We start from the raw sequence: 15,698 nt of genomic DNA on the forward strand, positions 1-15,698 counted from the left end.
CTCAAATAATGTCCCAGCTTTTAAATCATCTATTAGCAGAAATCCGAGCAATCAGAAGACTTTTACTTAAAAGTCAGCTGGTTATCCGGTTAGTTGGTTTGCAGCTGCCCTTCTTTGGCTTCTTTTAAGAAGTAGCTGAGCGGTTTCAAATCCTGAGCTTGATACTTCTTGACAAATTCGTCGACTTTCTTAGGATCCTGCCATGACGGATCGATAAACATGTGCTGTGTCGTCAATGGCATCTTGTGAGTCAACTTAACATCGATGACAACCGGTTTATCAGTATTTTTAGCTTCTTGAATGGCTTTTTGCATGTCATCTTTAGTGTGAACCGTATAGCTGACAGCACCCATCCCTTTAGCAACTTCTGCCCAGTTGGTATCCGGCAGATCAACTCCGGAAAGTGGCTGATGGGTATCATCGGTTTGTTCAGCTTGGATGTAGCCCAAAGTCTCATTACTGAAGATTACGTTGACAATGTGCAGCCCGTACTTAACCTGAGTCAGAATTTCTTCACCCAACATGGCAAATGCACCGTCACCGCTCAGACTGTAAACATCCCGGTCCGGATATTCCAACTTGGCTGCAATGGAAGTAGGAACCGCAAAGCCCATTGTTGCGTAAATACCGGAAGTGGCCCACTTTTGGTCACCGTGCATGTCAATTAACCGTTCAAAGTTAATGTTGACATTGCCGACATCAACCGCAAAGACGGCTTTGTCACTGGCAGTCTTATTGATCACATCAAAGATTGGTTCCGGACGAACCGGCTTCTCATCAGAATCCTTGAAGCTGTTCTGCCAATTCAACCAATTGGTTTTATCGGCTAAAGCAGCTTGATAAAGGGCAGATGGCTTTCTTTCTTCACCGGCATCCAGGATGGCCTGTAAAGCCTTCTTGGAATCCGTCAGCATGGAAACGTCGTTATGACGACGCTTGCCTAATTTTTCGCTTTCAATATCAATTTGAATGACTTTAGCGTGCTTGTTAAATAAGAACATACTAAATGGCACATCGTTGCCGACCCAAAGAATTAAATCAGTACTGAAACCGACTTCTGACCCTGGCTTTGGGGCAACCCGACCAGTTGAGCCCAGATAAGCCGGATAGTCATCTTCAATAATTCCCTTGGCTAAAACTGAAGAAACCATTGGCATCTTGAATTTTTCGGAAACGGCCTTCAGTTCTTTGGCAGCATCCTTGGCACCAAGCCCAAAGTAGATCATTGGTGATTTGGCATCTTTAATTAATTTAACAGCTTGCTCAACGTCTTCCGGCCGCGGATCTGGATAAGCCGGCGTTTCCTCGTGTGACTTGAGATTTGGCTCGTAAGTGTCATCAATCTGAGCCCAGCCCAAGTCCTTTGGAATCGTTAGAACCGCCACGCCATGTTTCATGTAAGCTTGACGAATAGCTTCGTCAGTCATTCGTGGTAAAGCTTGGGCGGTCATCGCTGTTCGGTTCCAAACGGCAACATCGTCAAAAATCGGCTCTTCATCCATTGCTTGGAAGAAGTCCATGTTCATGTTACTGGTTGGTACTTGAGCCACCAATGCAACAACTGGCACACCGTCACTTTTTGCGTCGTAAAGGCCGTTTAGCAAGTGAACCGCACCAGGTCCGGCCGATCCAAAGCAGACACCGACTTTACCGGTGAGCTTTGCGGTAGCCGAAGCGGCAATTGCGCCAGCCTCTTCGTGTCGTACTTGGATATAGTTAATTTTATCTTTTTGATTATGAATCGCATTCATGGTCGAGTCAAATGAACCACCTGGCAGGCCATAGATGTGGTTAACGCCCCATTGTTCAAGCACTTTTAATACAGCATCAGAACCACTAATCTTTTCAACCATAAATTAAACCTCCTAAAATTTGCTTTTACATATCCCTTACTTACTCAAGTATAGTTTGATGTTTGTGAAATGTAAACGCTTTATTTAGAAAAAGTGATAGTATTTTTGAGTAAACAAAGTAAAAATAATGGCAATTAGTCGCAATAAAAAGTGACTATGGCAGCCTTTTTGAGAAATTTTGGAGTTGACAGTTCAAAAATCGATTAAAAATAATTTAAAAGTTGATTGTGAAAATCATTTCAAAATATTTTTTTAGTAAAGCATCAGTTGCTTTCGGGGGATTTGTTACGTTATTTTGCTTCAAGTTAAAAAACAGTCAGAACATATTTTACGGATAGTGCCTATAAAATCGATAATTTAAGTTGTTAAAACATGGCCACTTATTAATAATATTAATAGCCTCCTCGGCGTTTGACTATAATCATTTGAGACTAGTAGAATCATCATGAAGATAATTGTAAGCGTTTTAAGGAAAAGTTGACTATTTTTTAAACGTTTTTGTGATTTTTGTAACAATCAGCTACCTGTATACTGTTAAGTGCTTGTGTTGCATTTCATGAATATAACGGAGGTAATCCATATGTCGAATAAAGATGTTCGAGTTGAAGAAGATACGTTAGGACCTGTCGAGATCCCTGCCAGTGCTTTGTGGGGGCCGCAAACTGAAAGAAGCCGTCATAATTTTCCAACTGGCCAATTGATGCCATTACCGATTATTAAGACGTTGCTGCAAATTAAAAAGGCAGCTGCTCAAGCAAATGCTGAAGAAGGTGCTTTGAGTCAGGAAAAAAGTGAGTTGATTGTCAAAGCCATTGATGCACTATTGGCCTTGTCTGATGACGACCTTCGCCAAGATTTCCCGTTAAAAGTTTACCAAACGGGTTCAGGTACTCAGACCAATATGAACGTCAACGAAGTAGTTGCCCATAAAGCAGCTCAGATTGATGACAGCCTTGAAATTTTACCCAACGACGATGTCAACCATGGGCAAAGTTCCAACGATATTTTTCCAACGGCCATGAACATTACTGCTAGTGAAGCGGTTCAGAAGTTGGAAAAGGCGGCTCAACACTTAATTGATGAATTAAAAGTTAAACAGGAAAAGTATTGGCGGACCGTTAAAATTGGTCGGACTCACCTTCAAGACGCAACCCCATTGACGTTTGGCCAAGAAGTCAGCGGCTGGGTCAGCATGGTTGAACATGACTTGAGTTACTTGAAGAGCTTGGATGGTACCTTACTTGAATTGGCGATGGGTGGCACGGCTGTCGGGACTGGTTTAAATGCAGCTCCCCATTTTGCGGATGACATTGCGGAAAGAATGAGCCGGGTTTATGGCTTGAAATTTACGGCAGATACTAATAAATTCGATGGCTTAGCAGCTCATTCGGGATTAAACGTTGTGCACGGTGCGATGAAGACACTGGCTGCTGATTTGATGAAGATTGCCAACGACGTTCGCTTTTTGGCAAGTGGGCCGCGGGCTGGTTATGATGAATTGAATATTCCAGCAAATGAACCGGGCTCTTCGATTATGCCGGGAAAGGTTAATCCAACCCAGGCGGAAGCCGTTACGATGGCCGCTGTTCGGGTTATGGGAAATGACGTGGTTGTTGATTTAGCCGCTTCACAAGGTAACTTTGAGATGAATGTTTACAAGCCGGTCTTAATCGATGCGTTCCTGGAATCAGCTGACCTGTTGGCGGGAACGATGACTGGGTTTGCGGATAAGATGATTCATGGGTTAACGGTTAATGCCAAGCGAATGAGTGATTTGGTTGATAACTCATTGATGACGGTCACGGCGCTGTCCCCACATATTGGGTATCATGACAGTGCAAAAATTGCGCAGGCGGCGGATAAAGCTGGCAGCACGTTGCGAGAAGCAGCAATTAAATCGGGAAAGGTCACAGCCGAACAATTCGACAAGTGGGTGAACCCGTTGAAGATGACAAATATTGAGTGAGCGCAGCCAAATGGTTAGCATCTGGAATATACGGCGTCGCTTAGTGAAACCCTGATTTTGGGTTTTGCTAAGCGATCCCGTATATGGAATGATGCTATTTGGCGAAGCTGTCCTAGAACAGTGAGCGGATTCAAGCGGTTAGACCCAGGAGTGTAAGGCGTTGCTTTTGAAAATCCCGTTTCTGGATTTTTAAAAGCAATCCCTTACATGCAGGGGTCTGCTTGAAGAAGCTGTCCTAGGAGAAGCGAGCAGTTAGCTCCCAAGTAACAACAGAGAGGAAAGAAGTCCAGTATGGCAAAATATGTTTTTCAACCAACGGATATTAAAGAATTAAAGGACCAGTATGATTTAGTTGTCATTGGCTCCGGTGCAACCGGGATGACGGCGGCACTTCAAGCCCATGAACTCGGATTAAAGCCAGTCATTTTAGAAAAGATGGACCGACTGGGTGGGAATACCAACCGAGCGTCATCCGGCATGAACGCGGCGGAAACCAATGTTCAGCTGAAGCATCACATTGTAGATAGTTATGAAGAGTTTTACGAAGATACCTATCGTGGCGGCGGCGAATTGAATAATCAGGAAATGCTGCAATATTTCACGACGCACGGTGCTTTGGCCATTGACTGGCTGGCTGATCACGGCATTCATTTGGATGACGTGACCATTACCGGTGGTATGAAAATTAAGCGGACTCATCGTCCCAGCAGTATGGCACCGATTGGTAACTTTTTGGTGACCGAGCTTTTAAAATTAGTTGAAAAAGAAAAAATTCCGTTATTTAACGATGTTCACGTAGACCATTTGGTGCAGGCTGATCATGCTGTTAGCGGTGTCAACGTGACACTTAATGATGGGACCCAGAAAAAAATCAATGCCAAAGCCGTTATTTTAGCAACCGGTGGATTTGGTGCCAGCAAGGACATCATTAAAAAATATCGACCGGATTTAGTCGATTACAAGACAACGAATCAACCTGGCGCAACTGGTGATGGGATTAAGTTGGCCCAGGAAGTTGGCGCCGGCTTGGTTGATATGGATCAGATCCAGGTGCACCCGACCGTGCAGCAAGATACCGATCACGCCTTTTTAATCGGTGAAGCTACCCGTGGCGAAGGGGCAATCTTGGTCAATGGTCGTGCTCAACGGTTTGTTAACGAGTTGGATACCCGTAAAAATGTCACTAACGCGATCAATCAGTTGCCTGAAAAGAGTGCCTACCTGATTTTAGATAGTGGTATTCGTGCTCACGTGAAAGCAATTGAGTTTTATGATCACATTGGGTTGGTGATTCACGGGGAAACCATTAGCGAGTTGGCTGAAAAGATTAATGTCGAGCCGGCCAACCTGGAAAAGACGGTCACTGATTGGAATAAGGCAGTTGCTGATCAACAGGATCCAACCTTTAAACGCTCAACCGGGATGGATCGTGATATTTCTCAGGCTCCGTTCTTTGCGATTCACATTGCCCCGGCCGTTCATTACACCATGGGTGGGGTTAAGATTAATCGAAAAGCCCAAGTACTCAAAGAAACTGGCGAGCCGATTAAGGGATTATTTGCCGGTGGCGAAGTTGCCGGTGGTCTTCATGGCAATAACCGAATTGGTGGCAACTCGATTGCCGAAACGGTTGTCTTTGGTCGCCAAGCAGGTGAACAATCATATAAGTACGTTTCAGGTAAGTAATGTAAAAGTGGCCACCGGTAGCCCAAGAGTTGTCGGTGCCGCTGGTTGAGGAGAAATATGTTATGCAACAGTTAAGTAAAGTGAAGTATCAAAAATTTATTTGGCCGATCATCATTGGCGTGGTGCTTTGGTTGTTGACACCGGTCAAGCCCGTTGGCATTCCGGTGGCCGGCTGGCATATGCTGGCGATCTTTGTGGCAACCATTATCGGCTGCATCACCCAACCGCTACCGATTGGCGCAACCGCTCTTTTAGGAATGACAATTACCGTTTTATTGGGGATTGTTGATATCGATACAGCGACGGCCGGCTTTGGTAATAGTACGGTTTGGATGATTGGGATGGCCTACTTCCTGTCACGCGGCTTTATCAAAACCGGTTTTGGTCGCCGGGTAGCGCTGGTATTTATTCGTTTATTTGGTAAGCGCACGCTCGGTTTAGCCTATTCATTAATTGGCGTTGATTTAGTGACTGCTCCGGCCACACCCAGTAATACGGCGCGGTCTGGTGGCATTGTTTATCCAATTATTGATTCATTGGCCCACACCTATGGCTCACTGCCGGACGACGCTACTCGACGGAAAATGGGCGCGTTTCTGGTTTTCACGGAATTTCACGGTGACATTATTACTTCCGGGATGTTTATGACGGCGATGGCCCCCAACCTGGTGGCAGCGACTTTAGCGAAAACCCTCCATGTTAACATGCCTTGGATGACTTGGTTTATGGCTGGGCTCGTTCCGGGTCTGATTAGTTTAATTGTTGTCCCATGGTTAATTTACAAAATGTATCCACCGGAAATTGAAGAAACACCCAATGCCAAAGAATGGGCCGACACAGAATTGGCCAAGATGGGCAAAACGTCCAAGCCTGAAAAAGTGATGGCCAGCGTCTTTTTAATTGCGTTGGTTTTGTGGATCATTTCAAGCTTTATCGGGTTGGATGCTGCCACAGTTGCTTTCTTGGCGGTTGGTTTATTACTATTAACCGGTGTTTTGACAATGGATGACATTCTACATGAGACGGGCGCTTGGAACACAATTCTTTGGTTCTCAATTTTAATTTTCATGGCCAATGAATTAAACGCATTGGGTGTCATTCCATGGTTATCGAAGTCAATCGGCAGCTCGCTTCATGGCGTTAGCTGGATTGTCGTCCTTCTGGTCCTGGTTTTGGTTTATTTCTATTCGCACTACCTGTTTGCCAGTGGAACGGCCCACGTTTCAGCCATGTATTCAGCCTTACTTGGAGTGGCCATTTCCGCTGGGGCACCGGCCACGCTGGCAGCCATTATTCTCGGTTTTACAGGCGCAATCTTTGGTTCTACAACCCACTTTGCCAACGGACCGGCAACGGTTTTGTTTGGTTCGGGATACGTCAAGCAGGCTGATTGGTGGCGGATGAACGCGATTTTAGGCTTATTTTATCTGGTAGTTTGGATCGGCCTTGGCAGCTTATGGATGAAATTAATCGGTATCTGGTAGGCTTTTAACCGCCTGAGAGATGCTGAAGAAATGGCGTTAAGCTAAAAAAGATCGACTCCAAAACAGAAACGTTTTGTGTCGATCTTTCTTTATAGGTGGTTCTAGAAGCCGAGTTGGTTATTTAACAGATTGCGAGCCGGCATTCATTTCCTGCAAAACTCGGTTGGCCACGGCTTCATTAGTCACAAATTCGGTTAATAGGTTGCCACGAAGCGCGCCCAGTAAAGCCCGGGCCTTGAATTTACTTTTAATAATGCCAATCCGATGAATGGTGGTCATAACGTTATCCATAGAAATCCCGAATGTCTTATCTTTTCCGGACGTGAGGAGGTTGCCTTCAATGTCATATGGCCGACCATACAGCATCCCGGCGACTTGATCAGGATCGACATTTTCAAAAATTTCGGCCCGGTGTTGCTTCCAAACCGGAATGGTGTCAACGGAAGACAAAGTGCCAACACCAGTAAATAATAAGTCCATTTTTGAAGCGGTGTTAAAGGCGGGAAACAGTGCCGGCTCCTGCTTCAGAGAGTTACGGGCGGCATCATTTAAAATATAAAGTGGCCCCGGCATCGTTAAGTAGGGGGAACCGAATTTTGCCGCTGCCTTTTCAACAATCGGTGTTGCGCCGGACAGTGAATTGTATTTCATGTTATCGCCCACAAATTGAGTGAAAACGACATCTTCTTTAAGTTCGGCTTGAAAGTGGCCGATGATACTTAACACTGTATCTCCCCAAGTCAAGCCGACGACCCGACTCTGGCGAATAAGACTTTGAATTTCTTCGGCAGCGTATTCAATAATGTTTTCATTATTATCGTTTGGTGTATCGGAATTTTTGATAATAAAAGCGTTTCTAATGTTGAACAGTTTTTTAAATAACACTTCTAATTCGAAATTTCTGGTAATCGGTGTGTTGACCGTAATTTTAACCAGGCCGGATGCCAGTGCTTCATCCAAGGATTTAGTAATTAGATAGCGACTAAGCTTATATTTATCGGATAATTCCGTTATGCTTAGCTTGGAAAGATAATGGTCCTGCGCAATGTTGGCAAGTAATTCTTGATGTTTGACGTCCATAAAGCATGTTCCTCCTCGCGATGTATTGCCAATATTATATCATGTGGGCTTTTAAGAATGAAACGGTTCTTGTCAATCGTTAAAATAACTTGGTCAGAGTTTTAAAATATTTAAAAATTTTATATAAATTTGAAAAAAGTTAAAAAATGACGTAAGCTAAAAGAGGCAAAAAGATGGTCTAATTATTTGAGCAGGTCACTTTCAAATGGTTGCCTAACTATTAACAATCAGATTATTAACCTCGTGAATTGGGTCATTGGAATCAGGAAGGAATGATAGTTGATGGAAATTAAGCAGACTGCCATTGCAGGAACTTTGGAATCATCAGATATTCAAATTATGCTTTCAAAGGGGTCGAATGGCATTCAAGTTGAATTGGAATCAGACGTTAAGAAACAGTTTGGAGATCAAATTATTTCGGTCATTACGACGACGTTAAAAAAATTCGGAATCGAACAAGCCAAGGTTAAAGCGGTTGATAAAGGGGCCTTGGATTGTGTCATTAAAGCCCGGACAATCGCGGTTGCCCAGCGCGCGCTGAAGACAACCGATCAACCGGCATGGGAGGTACTGTAAAAATGGCTGATAACGGTGAACGGTTACGGCGAACAATGATGTTTGTGCCGGGAAACAATCCGGCAATGGTGAAGGATGCCGGCATCTATGGAGCGGACTCAATTATGTTTGACTTGGAAGATGCCGTTTCGATGGCTGAAAAGGATGCTGCCAGAGATTTGGTCTACGAGGCGTTGCAGACTCAAGATTATGGTGATGCCGAATTAGTAGTCAGAATCAACGGGGCCGATACCCCCTACTATGACAATGATGTTAAGGCCATGGTCAAGGCTGGGGTTGATGTGATCCGTTTGCCAAAAACTGAAAGTGCCGACATGATCCATGATTTGGAAAAGGATGTTTTAGCGGCCGAAAAACAGTTTGGCCGACAAGAAGGCAGCACCCATTTAATGGCAGCGATCGAAAGTGCCAAAGGGGTCTTAAACGCTCCGGCCATTGCGGCTGCTTCAAAGCGGATGATCGGGATTGCCCTATCGGCTGAAGATTATACGACCGACATGAAAACCCACCGTTATCCGGATGGCGCGGAATTGGCGTTCGCACGAAACATGGTCCTCCATGCGGCTCGAGCAGCTGGCATTGCGGCCTTTGATACGGTCTTTACCAATATGGATGACACGGAAGGCTTTTATCGCGAAACCCGCTATATTCATCAACTTGGTTTTGACGGTAAATCATTGGTTAATCCGCGGCAAATTGAGATGGTTAACAAAGTTTATGAACCCACTCAAAAGGAAGTTGAAAATGCTCAAAATGTGATCAATGCGATTGAAGAAGCCAGGGCAAAGGGCTCCGGTGTGATTTCAATGAATGGTCAAATGGTTGATCGCCCGGTTGTGATGCGGGCGCAGCGAGTGATGAAATTGGCAAAAGCTTCCAATTTGCTTGATGAGGAGGGCAACTACATTGAAAAATAGTGTAAACCGTGAGTTACCAGATGATTTGATGAAAAAGTTGAATTATGAAGGGTTTAAAACGACCGATATCGGTCATCCAGACATTCAACGGGTCGCCCCGAAAGTTCACGTCACAACTGGCAATGACAAGGTGGTTGATTCCATTAAACAAGTCGTTCAAAAAACGGTTAGGAATGGGATGACCATCTCGTTTCACCACCACTTTCGAAACGGGGATTTCGTATTTAATAAAGTGATGCGGGTCATTATCGATGCCGGCATTCAGAATTTAACCCTGGCACCGTCATCGCTGACCGGTGTGATGAATGACATTGTGATTGAAGCCATTAAGAAGGGGACAATCACTAACATTACCAGCTCCGGGATGCGGGGTTCTTTGGGCGATTTTGTCTCCCACGGTGGTTTAAAGAATCCGGTCATTTTCCGCTCACACGGTAACCGGGCTCGAGCAATTGAACATGGTGATATTAAGATCGATGTGGCATTTCTTGGAGTCCCTAATGCGGATAGATTGGGAAATGCCAATGGCATGGCAGGCAAGGCGGTCTTTGGTTCCCTTGGCTATGCCTTAATGGATGCTCAGTATGCCGATCGGGTGGTCTTATTAACGGATCATTTGATGCCTTATCCCAACACACCGGCTTCTATTAAACAAACGCAGGTTGATTACGTCGTAAAAGTTGATCAAGTTGGTGATCCTGACAAGATCGGTTCCGGTGCGACCCGCTTTACTAAAGATCCAAAGGAATTAAAAATTGCCTCGATGGTTAATGACGTAATCGTTCATTCGCCATACTTTAAGGATGGTTTCTCATTTCAAACCGGTTCCGGTGGGGCTGCCTTAGCCGTTACCCGTTACTTGCGACAAGCCATGTTGGATAATCAAATCAAGGCATCCTTCGCGTTAGGCGGTATCACCAAACCCACGACTGATTTGTTGGCAGAAGGATTGGTTAACCGTGTCATGGATGTGCAGGACTTTGATAAAGGCGCGGCCGAATCTATGCACACGAACCCTAACCAACAGGAGATTGATGCTTCCTGGTATGCGGATCCCGACAATAAGGGCGCAATGGTTGATCAATTAGATGTGGTCATTTTAAGTGCGTTGGAAATTGATACCGACTTCAACGTCAACGTGATGACCGGATCTGATGGTGTCATTCGTGGCGCCGTTGGTGGTCATCAGGACGCGGCCACCGCTAAATTAACCATTATTTCAGCGCCGTTGGTTCGAGGACGAATTGCGACGGTGGTGCCTAAGGTAACGACTAATGTGACACCAGGTGACTCGGTTGATGTGTTGGTAACCGAATACGGGATTGCGATCAATCCTAAACGAACGGACTTGATAAAGGCCTTAGGACATCTTCCGGGAGTTCCGGTTTATTCAATTCAGGAGCTGCAAAAATTAGCCGAAGAAAAGGTGGGGCAACCCAAACCGCTTGAATTTACCGATCGGACCGTTGCACTGGTTGAGTATCGTGACGGGACCATCATTGATGCGATTCATCAGGTTAAAGATTAATCATTTAATTTTTAAATTTAAAAAAGATTGGCTGAAAGTGGAGGAACTTTTGGCCAATCTTTTTGGTTACTCAAACTCAGTGATAAACTAGAAAATGTCGGGCTTGTTTTAGTTGGGGGGCAGATTGCCGCTTATCATTTTCAAAGTGGCAGTTGGCTTATTCTTAGAACTTGGTAAGATGAAATAAGCAGTTCAAATGAGTCATCAAGAGCGAGGAGTGTCGTGTTTTAGGCTCAAGGACTTTAAAAAATACCTAATTTTTTGAGAAATTAAATAAGGTGGCTTATTAAGCTCTTAGGTCGATTTAATCTAGTGACATCGTTCACAATTGACTGAAAACTTTTTCACATCAAAAAACTGCTTTCAAAATTTTACATTAATTAAGTCAAAAACAGCTGATTTTTACCTTAAAAATTAGGTTTATTTTTAACTTTTTAAAAATATAACAATTGTTTTGACATTTTTTAAAACGTATTATACAATGTATGAGGATTCACAAAGAGGGCGATCCTCTTTCAGTTGAACTGTCGAAATTAAAAGTGAATTAATCGAATTGGGTAAACCGGATTGAGCGCGCTTGATCCTGCCTGCAAAGAAAATGGAGATGCTAACGATGTTAAATAAAGCAGAAAAGTTCAAAAAAGTGATTCTTGTTGGCGACGGTGCAGTTGGGTCATCGTATGCATTTTCGATGCTGCAGAACAATGGCGCCGATGAGATGGTGATTGTGGACATTAAAGCTGATCATGTTCGGGGCGATGTCTTGGATCTGGAAGATGTGCTACCAATGACCAGCCCAATGAAGCTTCGATATGGTCACTATCAAGATGCGGCAGATGCTGATCTGGTTGTGATTACGGCGGGAGTTCCTAGAAAATCCGGTGAGACTCGGTTAGATTTGGTTGCTAAAAATGCCCGGATTCTTGAATCAATTGTTAAACCGATTGTGGCCAGCGGTTTTCATGGGATCTTCTTGATTTCAAGTAATCCGGTTGATATTTTGACGACGATTACCCAAGAAATTTCCGGATTCCCACGGGAAAGAGTCATTGGCACCGGAACTTCTCTTGATACCTCAAGACTGCAGGTTGCGTTGGCTCATAAATTTAACGTCAGTACGCAAAACATTGACGCAATGATCCTGGGTGAGCACGGTGACAGTTCGTTTGCAGCCTATGACGAAGCGACGGTTGGCGGCCAGCCATTGAGAACCGTTGCTATGGAAACCGGTATTTCCGACGATGACTTGGCCCAAATTGAAGTGGATGTCCGGAAAAAGGGCGGCGAAATTATTGGCCTGAAGGGCGCAACGTATTATGGGGTTGCAGTTAGCTTGATGCGATTAAGCAAAGCCATCTTATATAATCAAAATGTCGTGATGCCGGTCAGTGCTCCGTTAACCGGCCAGTACGGATTAAAAGATGTCTATATTGGTAATCCGGCCGTTATTAATGCCAGCGGAATTGCCAAGGTGATCGAAGAGCCGCTTTCAAACAATGAAATCAATAAGATGAAACAATCTGCTAAGCAAATGGCAGAAGTCGTGATGGCGGCTAAATGATTTAGCAAATTAAATTAGCATGTTAAAAAAATCTATTAAGGAGCTTTCGGGTCATCAATCGTTTAAAAAGTTGATGACCTGAAAGCTCCTTTTCTGTCACGTCAAATAATTTTAAAATTTGATCTGCCAAAATGTGAATTAAATGGTAATCTGGAAATAAACCATTGTCATTGTAAAAGCGGGTATAAGGAAAGGACCGTGGTGCTGATCATGAAAGTGAAAGTCCCATATGGGGAGAAAGATGCTTTTGAAATCGATGTGCCGACTAACCAATTGGTCGGCGTTTACAATCCCAATGCAGTCAAAAAGCCTGATGCAGTTAGTGTGATCACCAAGGCGTTGGCTCATCCGATTGCGTCAGCGTCCTTTGATGACTTCATCGATACCGATAAAAAGATTGTCTTTATTGTTAATGACGGCACCCGGCCGACACCAACTGCCGAAATTTTAAAGATTATCTATCCCAAAATCAAACACAAAAATATTTCGTTTATTGTCGCAACCGGCGTTCACCGAGCACCGACTGAGAAAGAATACCGGTTTATTTTTGGTAATGAAATTTATCAGGATTTGAAGCGGCGCAACTTGATCCACAGTCATGACAGCAAGCACGATCCGATGACGTATTTGGGAAAGTCTAAGAACGGTACAGAGATGTATTTGAATAAAATTGTTACCGAAGCTGATCGAGTAGTTCCGATCAGTTCAATTGAGCCCCATTACTTTGCCGGCTATACCGGTGGCCGAAAATCGTTTCTACCTGGAGTGGCTGCCTATAAAACCATTTCAGAAAACCATCATTTGGCTCTGATGGACGCTGCTCGGGCAATGAATCTAAAAGGTAATCCGGTTCACGAAGATATGATGGATGCCATGAAGGTGATAAAGGGGTTAAACATTTTTGCGATTGAGACAGTGTTGGATAGTGATCATGACATTTATGCCGTCACAACCGGCGACCTGAATGGTTCATTTTACGCTGGCATCGATAAGGCTAAAGAAGTTTTTGGTGTTCAAATTCCTCATAAGGCCGATATTGTCATTTCGGCAGCGCCCTACCCGATGGATGTTGATCTCTATCAATCTCAAAAAGCGCTTGATAATGGCAAGTTGGCGTTGAAGCCCAATGGCATCCTGATTTTAGTGGCCACTTGCCGGACTGGCATTGGCCCCAAGCCATTTTATAATCTGCTAAGTTCAGAAAAGACGGCTGAAGGGGTGCTGAAAAAGATTGACCAAAGCTGGCACCTTGGTTATCACAAAGCGGCTAAGATGGCGCAGATTGATACTTGGGCTTCCACGTGGGCGGTGACCCAATTAACTGACGAACAGATGAAAAATGTTCATTTTAAACCATTTCACGATTTAAAAGTGGCCTTCACTGAAGCGTTGGCTCAGAAGGGTAAACAAGCTTCCGTGATTATCCTGCCGGCCGGCTCATTGACGGTACCGGAAGTTTCGAAAGCATGACGGCGAATTAAATTATCGTGAAATTAGGAGTGAAACAAATGTCAAAGCAACTTAAGGATGTTTTAAACCGCTTATCCCGTCATGAAATCAGTGTGGCGCAAGCGGCTGATCAATTAGCCGATCAGACATTTTCTGATTTGGATTTTGCCAAAATCGATTTGGAACGTCATCAGCGGACCGGCTATCCGGAAGTGATTTACGGCCAGGGAAAATCGATTGAACAGATTGTTCAGATTATGAGGGACTTAAAGCAGGCTGGGCAAACCATTTTAGTAACCCGCGTTTCGAAGCATCAGGCAACCGGTATTTTAAAGCAGTTTCCAAACGCCACGTATCACGCAACTGGTCGGTGTCTGACCGACGTGAGCCAAACGCCACCATTGACGTCCTCAACTATTGCAATTCTCACGGCTGGCACCACGGATATTCCGGTTGCCGAAGAAGCTGCTGTAACCGCGGAATTGTATGGTAACCGGGTTGACCGAATTTACGATGTCGGTGTGGCCGGCTTGCAGCGTTTACTGGCGAATATCGAGGTAGTTCGTAAAGCCAAAGTGGTGATCGTAATTGCCGGGATGGAAGGCGCCTTAGTCAGCGTAGTTGGTGGGTTGGTAAACAAACCGGTCATCGCGGTGCCAACCAGTGTTGGGTACGGCACCAGTTTTAAGGGTGTCACGGCACTGCTGACCATGCTGAATAGTTGCGCTGCCGGCGTAACGGTGGTTAACATCGACAATGGTTTTGGGGCGGCTTATTCAGCCAGTATGATCAATCATTTGGGAGGAAAAAATGGCGACTAGCTTATACTTAGATGCATTTTCAGGGATTAGTGGCGATATGCTGATTGGCGCGTTATTGGATCTGGGACTGGATTTTGAAGCTTTCAAACAACAGCTGGCCAAGCTAAACGTTGGCGGTTACCGAGTAACGGCGAAACGAGTGGCCCACAGTAGCATTTACGGCACCGATTTTGACACCGTTTTAGATGTGGCCGGTAAAGATGACGCAGTTGTCACTGAAAAAGACCGGCAGGCTCATCCGGCTCATGGCCCCCATCGGCATTTAACAGAGATTCAGCAACTGATCAATCAAAGCGAGCTAAGTGATCGAGTGAAACAACATGTGATCGCGGTGTTTACGGACATTGCTCAAGCAGAGGCCACGGTTCACCATCGGCCTGTTAAAGAAGTTCACTTTCACGAGGTTGGGGCACTGGATTCAATCGTTGACATTGTTGGCGCGTTTGTGGCATTGGAGATGTTGGATGTTGATCAGGTTTATTGCTCAGAGATTTCAGATGGCACCGGGTTTATCAAAGTTGCCCATGGCATCATGCCGGTACCGGTGCCAGCAGTTATGCAGATGCGGGTGGGCACGGCCATCCCGATTCACCAAGAGACCAATATTCGAACAGAATTGGTCACCCCAACCGGTATTGGCATCGTGAAAGAAATTGTGAGGTCATTTGGCGATTTACCGAAAAATCTGGAAATTAAAAAGGTTGGCTATGGTTTTGGCAATCGCCGGATCCCGCAGTTCAACGCTTTAAGGGTCTTAAAATGTAAAAAAAATTAAGT

The 15,698-nt window shown here is 44.7% G+C and carries 12 protein-coding genes; 10 read left to right on the forward strand and 2 right to left on the reverse strand.

Annotated features, from left to right (window positions below; translation table 11 throughout):
- Positions 1 to 89 precede the first annotated feature (89 nt).
- Positions 90 to 1,853, reverse strand: a complete 1,764-nt coding sequence (spxB, locus tag ED605_RS06955) for a pyruvate oxidase (protein WP_121978168.1) — start codon at positions 1,851 to 1,853, stop codon at positions 90 to 92.
- Positions 1,854 to 2,433: 580 nt separating this feature from the next.
- Here spxB and ED605_RS06960 point away from each other — a divergent pair.
- The 3 genes from ED605_RS06960 (at position 2,434) to ED605_RS06970 (ending at position 6,989) form a co-directional block, all read left to right on the forward strand.
- Positions 2,434 to 3,819, forward strand: coding sequence for a class II fumarate hydratase (locus tag ED605_RS06960; RefSeq protein WP_121978169.1), 1,386 nt, complete (start codon positions 2,434 to 2,436; stop codon positions 3,817 to 3,819).
- Between the two features lie 291 nt (positions 3,820 to 4,110).
- A complete protein-coding gene (locus tag ED605_RS06965; protein ID WP_121978170.1) occupies positions 4,111 to 5,505 on the forward strand; it encodes a flavocytochrome c in 1,395 nt (464 codons plus the stop codon).
- Between the two features lie 62 nt (positions 5,506 to 5,567).
- A complete protein-coding gene (locus ED605_RS06970; protein WP_121978171.1) occupies positions 5,568 to 6,989 on the forward strand; it encodes a DASS family sodium-coupled anion symporter in 1,422 nt (473 codons plus the stop codon).
- A gap of 117 nt (positions 6,990 to 7,106) precedes the next feature.
- On the opposite strand, the gene ED605_RS06975 is transcribed toward ED605_RS06970, so the two are convergent.
- Positions 7,107 to 8,069, reverse strand: coding sequence for a sugar-binding transcriptional regulator (locus ED605_RS06975; RefSeq protein WP_121978172.1), 963 nt, complete (start codon positions 8,067 to 8,069; stop codon positions 7,107 to 7,109).
- Between the two features lie 282 nt (positions 8,070 to 8,351).
- On the opposite strand from ED605_RS06975, the gene citD reads away from it, so the two are divergent.
- From citD to larC, 7 genes are all read left to right on the forward strand, one after another.
- A complete protein-coding gene (citD, locus tag ED605_RS06980; protein WP_121978173.1) occupies positions 8,352 to 8,645 on the forward strand; it encodes a citrate lyase acyl carrier protein in 294 nt (97 codons plus the stop codon).
- A 2-nt stretch (positions 8,646 to 8,647) separates the two neighbouring features.
- Positions 8,648 to 9,562, forward strand: coding sequence for a citrate (pro-3S)-lyase subunit beta (citE, locus tag ED605_RS06985; RefSeq protein ID WP_121978174.1), 915 nt, complete (start codon positions 8,648 to 8,650; stop codon positions 9,560 to 9,562).
- Positions 9,552 to 11,090 carry a citrate lyase subunit alpha gene (gene citF / locus ED605_RS06990; protein ID WP_121978175.1) on the forward strand — a complete coding sequence of 513 codons (1,539 nt, stop codon included), beginning with the start codon at positions 9,552 to 9,554 and terminating at the stop codon, positions 11,088 to 11,090. Before citE ends, citF begins: the two co-directional genes overlap by 11 nt.
- Before the next feature lie 613 nt (positions 11,091 to 11,703).
- Positions 11,704 to 12,651 (forward strand): L-lactate dehydrogenase, encoded by a 948-nt coding sequence (locus tag ED605_RS06995; protein WP_225419071.1) that lies wholly within the window; start codon positions 11,704 to 11,706, stop codon positions 12,649 to 12,651.
- Between the two features lie 210 nt (positions 12,652 to 12,861).
- Entirely contained in the window at positions 12,862 to 14,121 is a 1,260-nt protein-coding gene (locus ED605_RS07000) for a lactate racemase domain-containing protein (protein ID WP_121978326.1), read from the forward strand.
- A 38-nt stretch (positions 14,122 to 14,159) separates the two neighbouring features.
- Positions 14,160 to 14,921 carry a nickel pincer cofactor biosynthesis protein LarB gene (larB, locus tag ED605_RS07005; protein ID WP_121978176.1) on the forward strand — a complete coding sequence of 254 codons (762 nt, stop codon included), beginning with the start codon at positions 14,160 to 14,162 and terminating at the stop codon, positions 14,919 to 14,921.
- Complete coding sequence (larC, locus tag ED605_RS14885) at positions 14,911 to 15,696, forward strand: nickel pincer cofactor biosynthesis protein LarC (protein ID WP_121978177.1); 786 nt, start codon at positions 14,911 to 14,913, stop codon at positions 15,694 to 15,696. Before larB ends, larC begins: the two co-directional genes overlap by 11 nt.
- Positions 15,697 to 15,698 lie beyond the last annotated feature (2 nt).

Origin of the sequence: Lentilactobacillus raoultii, assembly GCF_900411375.1 — a bacterium.
Classification (GTDB): domain Bacteria; phylum Bacillota; class Bacilli; order Lactobacillales; family Lactobacillaceae; genus Lentilactobacillus; species Lentilactobacillus raoultii.

Coding starts and splice junctions, on each gene's coding strand:
- spxB (WP_121978168.1), bottom strand. CDS start 1,853: ATGGTTGAAAAGATTAGTGGTTCTGATGCTGTATTAAAAGTGCTTGAA.
- ED605_RS06960 (WP_121978169.1), top strand. CDS start 2,434: ATGTCGAATAAAGATGTTCGAGTTGAAGAAGATACGTTAGGACCTGTC.
- ED605_RS06965 (WP_121978170.1), top strand. CDS start 4,111: ATGGCAAAATATGTTTTTCAACCAACGGATATTAAAGAATTAAAGGAC.
- ED605_RS06970 (WP_121978171.1), top strand. CDS start 5,568: ATGCAACAGTTAAGTAAAGTGAAGTATCAAAAATTTATTTGGCCGATC.
- ED605_RS06975 (WP_121978172.1), bottom strand. CDS start 8,069: ATGGACGTCAAACATCAAGAATTACTTGCCAACATTGCGCAGGACCAT.
- citD (WP_121978173.1), top strand. CDS start 8,352: ATGGAAATTAAGCAGACTGCCATTGCAGGAACTTTGGAATCATCAGAT.
- citE (WP_121978174.1), top strand. CDS start 8,648: ATGGCTGATAACGGTGAACGGTTACGGCGAACAATGATGTTTGTGCCG.
- ED605_RS06995 (WP_225419071.1), top strand. CDS start 11,704: ATGTTAAATAAAGCAGAAAAGTTCAAAAAAGTGATTCTTGTTGGCGAC.
- ED605_RS07000 (WP_121978326.1), top strand. CDS start 12,862: ATGAAAGTGAAAGTCCCATATGGGGAGAAAGATGCTTTTGAAATCGAT.
- larB (WP_121978176.1), top strand. CDS start 14,160: ATGTCAAAGCAACTTAAGGATGTTTTAAACCGCTTATCCCGTCATGAA.
- larC (WP_121978177.1), top strand. CDS start 14,911: ATGGCGACTAGCTTATACTTAGATGCATTTTCAGGGATTAGTGGCGAT.